The sequence below is a fragment of the Flavobacterium sp. genome, from assembly GCF_043779715.1.
Taxonomy (GTDB): domain Bacteria; phylum Bacteroidota; class Bacteroidia; order Flavobacteriales; family Flavobacteriaceae; genus Flavobacterium.
Genome location: NZ_JAYWDT010000036.1, coordinates 1 through 4683 on the forward strand (window position 1 = coordinate 1; position 4683 = coordinate 4683).

General features: G+C 31.8%; 5 protein-coding genes. All 5 read left to right on the forward strand.

The genetic code is table 11. The features are described 5' to 3' along the window. The coding region (locus tag ACH2BG_RS01515; protein ID WP_395045968.1) for a M3 family metallopeptidase at positions 1-1047 on the forward strand (1047 nt) is incomplete at its 5' end. Between the two features lie 451 nt (positions 1048-1498). Beyond that, positions 1499-2002, forward strand: a complete 504-nt coding sequence (locus ACH2BG_RS01520; protein WP_395045969.1) for a GbsR/MarR family transcriptional regulator — start codon at positions 1499-1501, stop codon at positions 2000-2002. A 147-nt stretch (positions 2003-2149) separates the two neighbouring features. Next, positions 2150-2860, forward strand: a complete 711-nt coding sequence (locus ACH2BG_RS01525) for a YqjF family protein (protein ID WP_395045970.1) — start codon at positions 2150-2152, stop codon at positions 2858-2860. Further along, a complete protein-coding gene (locus tag ACH2BG_RS01530) occupies positions 2857-3681 on the forward strand; it encodes a hypothetical protein (protein ID WP_395045971.1) in 825 nt (274 codons plus the stop codon). The genes ACH2BG_RS01525 and ACH2BG_RS01530 overlap by 4 nt, the downstream gene beginning before the upstream one ends. Continuing rightward, entirely contained in the window at positions 3681-4592 is a 912-nt protein-coding gene (locus tag ACH2BG_RS01535; RefSeq protein ID WP_395045972.1) for a TIGR01777 family oxidoreductase, read from the forward strand. The genes ACH2BG_RS01530 and ACH2BG_RS01535 overlap by 1 nt, the downstream gene beginning before the upstream one ends. Positions 4593-4683: the final 91 nt, after the last annotated feature.

A 4683-nucleotide genomic window follows, 5' to 3' on the forward strand; every position in this document is an offset into this window, starting at 1 on the left:
CAATTAGAAAAATGGGATGGCGCTTACTATTCTGAAAAATTGAAACAAAAATTATTCAACTTTGATGATGAGATTTTAAAACCTTATTTCAAGTTAGAAAATGTTTTAAATGGAGCTTTTACCATAGCCGAAAAACTATTCGGAATTACATTCAAAGAAGTTTTTGATATTGACAAATACCATAAAGATGTGCAAACTTTTGAAGTATTGGATTCCGAAGGACAATTAGTTGCTGTTTTCTATGCTGATTTTTTCCCAAGAAAAGGAAAACGTAACGGCGCTTGGATGACTTCTTATAAATCGCAAGCCATAAAAAATGAAATCAATGAAAGACCACATGTTTCTATCGTTTGTAATTTCACACCTGCCACAGAAACCAAACCTTCACTCCTAACTTTCAACGAAGTAACAACCTTATTCCACGAATTTGGTCACGCCTTACACGGAATGTTAGCCGATACGACTTATCCGAGTTTGTCTGGAACTTCGGTTTATTGGGATTTTGTGGAATTGCCAAGCCAAGTAATGGAAAACTGGTGCTACGAACCAGAAGCATTGGCATTGTTTGCTAAACATTATGAAACGGGCGAAGTTATCCCTCAAGAATATGTAGAAAAAATAAAAGAAAGTGCGAGTTTCTTAGAAGGAATGGCAACATTAAGACAGATCAGTTTTGGACTTTTAGACATGACTTATCACGGAAAATCGCAAGCGATTGAAGATGTAAAAGCTTTTGAAAAACAAGCTATGGCAGGCACAAGTTTGTATCCATATGTAGCTGAAAATTGCATGAGTACATCGTTTTCGCACATTTTTCAAGGCGGATATTCGTCCGGCTATTACAGTTACAAATGGGCCGAAGTTCTCGATGCCGATGCTTTTGCTTATTTCCAAGAAAAAGGAATTTTCAATAAAGAAGTCGCAACAAAATTTAAAGACAATATACTTTCTAAAGGTGGTACCGAATTACCGATGGAATTATACAAACGTTTTAGAGGTCAAGAACCGAAGGCGGATGCATTGTTGAAACGCGCTGGGCTGATTTAGATTTAACAAATAATTTTACCATTAAGAAATTTAAGATAATTAAGATTTTGAACTTAATACACTTAATTTCTTAATGGTTTAAAAAAACAACTTCAAGAAATCTCTAAAGTTAATTTCATCCACAACCAAAAAACTCGGCTGATACGCTTCGATAAACGATTTTATAATCCCGGTCTACTACTATTGATTTGATTACAATAAGCTGATCCAGTTAAAATTTCATAGTTGCACCAACATTTAATTGTACAGAAATGATTTAAATCTGCAAAAATCAAAATATTAAAACATTTAAGAAAGTTAAGCATTCCTGCTAAAAACTTAATTTTCTTAAATTCCTTAATTGTTAAAAAAAATCCTATTCACCAATATTACATTTTTTTACAATAAGTTAAAACAAAAATAAACTTTCACTTTTTATTGAAAGTTCAAAAACATTATTTATCTTTACATTATGGAATTCAAAGAAGCAAAAAATAAATTCATTCAAACTTGGGGTGCACTAGGCAGTCAATGGGGAATTAACAAAACCATGGCTCAAATTCATGCGCTTTTGATGGTTTCTCACGAAGCGGTTTCGATGGAAGACATTATGGAGGAATTGCAAATTTCGCGCGGCAATGCATCCATGAATTTGCGAGCCTTGATGGATTGGGGAATTGTTTACAAAGAATACAAAGCAGGCGAACGACGCGAATTTTTTACAGCTGAAAAAGATTTAGACGAACTGGCGGTGAAAATTGCGAGAGAACGAAGTAAACGCGAAATAAAACCTGCATTAAAGGTTTTGAAAGAAGTTTCTTCCATAACATCTGACAATACTCCCGAAGAAAAACATTTTGTAGATCAAACTACTAAATTGTATGATTTTGTACTTAAAGCTGATAATGTTTTGGACAAAATGACGGAATACAAAGACAATTGGTTGGCAAAATTGATTGTTAAAATAATGAAATAGTTTTTTAACCATTTTAAAATATTACTCTAAAAAACTATTCCATGAGACCGATAAAAAACAATAACAAATAACGAATTAAATAGTACTAAAAAAATTTAATCAAAACTTTCATTTTTTTCTGAAAGTTTAAAAATAAAACATAAAATTATGAGCTTCTTAACCGCAGAATGGAATGATTTATCGATGTTCAATTACGAAATCAATCCGAAAATATTAAAAAGTTATGTTCCAAAAGGAACTGAACTCGATTTATGGAACGGCAAATGTTATATCAGTTTAATTGGATTTATGTTTGAAAACGTGAAAGTATTAGGGATTAAAGTCCCTTTCCATGTCAATTTTGAAGAAGTCAATTTACGCTTTTATGTAAAAAGATTCGAAAATGGAATTTGGAAACGCGGTGTTGTTTTCGTTAAAGAAATTGTTCCGAAGCATGCTATAACGATTGTTGCCAACACTTTATACAACGAACATTACCAAACCTTGAAAATGCGTCATTCAAGAACTGAAAACGAAACTTCAAAATCTTTTCAATACGAATGGTTCAAGGATGCAAAATGGAATTCTATTTCGATGACAACAGAAAAAAATCCAGTTCCGATTGAACTGAATTCTGAAGCCGAATTCATTACCGAACATTATTTTGGGTACACCAATTACAACAAAGAAAAGTCAATTGAATATGCGGTATCTCACCCACGATGGGAACAACTGCAAGTAATTGAATCGAAAATTGATATTGATTTTGAGAGTATTTATGGCAAGGATTTTAAGTTTTTACAAGATTTAAAACCTACCTCTGAATTTCTTGCTATTGGTTCAAAAATAGCGATTGAAGGTAAAAGAACGATACGATGAAAACCTTAATTAACCAAACCTTACTATATGACGAAGATTGCCCGCTTTGTCGCGTTTATACTTCTGGATTTATAAAAACTGGAATGTTGGACGAAAATGGCAAGAAACCATACTGTCAATTATCTGATGAAGAACAAAACTTTATTGATGTCCAACGCGCCTCAAACGAAATCGCATTAGTTAATAACGAAAACAAAACTGTAATTTATGGAATTGACAGTTTGCTAAAAGTAATCGGATTTTCATTTCCGTGGATAGAGACAATCGGAAATCTAAAACCAATAAAGTTTTTTCTGAAAAAATTATATTCCTTCATTTCTTATAATCGCAAAGTAATCATTCCGAGTAAGATTAAAAAAGAAATCAAGTTGCAATGTATTCCTGATTTTAATTATCAGTATCGAATTTTGTACATTTTGTTTGCAACGACAATTACCACATTTGTCTTGTATAAATTTTCAAATTCTATACCCATTTTACCAAAATCTACTATTGCAAGAGAACTTATTCTTGCATTAGGTCAAATAGTTTTTCAAAGTTTATTTTTGATAAAATTGGACAAGAAAATAATTTTGAATTACAACGGAAACTTAATGACGGTTTCGTTAATGGGTTCTTTATTATTACTTCCGATGTTGATATTGAATTTAATTGTTAACATCTCAGAATTCGTAACTTTAGGCTGGTTTGGAATAACCGTTTTAGTAATGTTAGTAGAACATTCACGAAGACTCAAACTACTACAGTTACCTTTTTACTTATCTGTAACTTGGGTAATTTATCGAATAATTGCTTTAACAATCATCTTAAATTTAAACTAATGAAAAAGTTAATAATTGCAGCAGGAACAGGATTTTTAGGTCAAGTTTTAGTAGCACATTTTAAAGATAAATTTGATCAAATTGTAATTCTAACTCGAGGAAAATCTAAAAGTATTGATTCGGTAAAATATGTGCATTGGGATGCCAAAACAATGTCTGGTTGGGAGAATGAACTTGAAAACGCTTCAGTTTTAATAAATCTTGCGGGAAAATCTGTCGATTGCAGATATACCGCAGCCAACAAAAAAGAGATTTACGATTCTAGAATTGACAGTACCAAAATATTAAATGAAGCGGTTTTAAATTGTAAAAATCCACCCAAACACTGGCTTAATTCCTCAACATCTACCATATATAAATTTTCATTGGATAAACAAATGGATGAAGTTACTGGTGTAACTGGCGATGATTTTTCCATGAATATCGCAAAAAGTTGGGAGAAAGTATTTTTTGAAACTGAAACTCCAAAAACTTTGAAAACTACTTTACGAACTTCGATAGTTTTAGGTAAAAATGGCGGCGCTTTTGTTCCTATAAAAACCCTTGCTAAATTTGGACTTGGTGGAAAACAAGGAAAAGGAAATCAATTTATAAGTTGGATTCACGAAAAAGATTTTGCTCGAGCCATCGAATATATTATTAAAAAAGAGCTAACAGAAGTTGTAAATATTGTTTCTCCAAATCCTATTACAAATGATGATTTCATGAAAACACTTAGAGCAACAATCGGAATTCCGTTTGGACTTCCCACAAGTAAGTTATTACTAAAAATCGGATCCTTTTTCATCAGAACAGAAACAGAATTGGTTTTGAAAAGCCGCAATGTAATTCCCAAAAAGTTACAAGAAAACGGATTTACATTTGAGTATAATACTTTAGAAAAAACATTTAAAAACTTAACATCTAAATGACAACCATACAACTAACAACCAAAATAAAAGCCCCAATAGAAATCATTTTTGATCTATCAAGAAACATTGATGTTCATCAACAATCCACTGC

Bases quoted from the DNA above. Each gene is read 5' to 3' on its own strand.
- ACH2BG_RS01525 (WP_395045970.1), top strand. From the start codon at position 2,150: ATGAGCTTCTTAACCGCAGAATGGAATGATTTATCGATGTTCAATTAC.
- ACH2BG_RS01535 (WP_395045972.1), top strand. From the start codon at position 3,681: ATGAAAAAGTTAATAATTGCAGCAGGAACAGGATTTTTAGGTCAAGTT.
- ACH2BG_RS01530 (WP_395045971.1), top strand. From the start codon at position 2,857: ATGAAAACCTTAATTAACCAAACCTTACTATATGACGAAGATTGCCCG.
- ACH2BG_RS01520 (WP_395045969.1), top strand. From the start codon at position 1,499: ATGGAATTCAAAGAAGCAAAAAATAAATTCATTCAAACTTGGGGTGCA.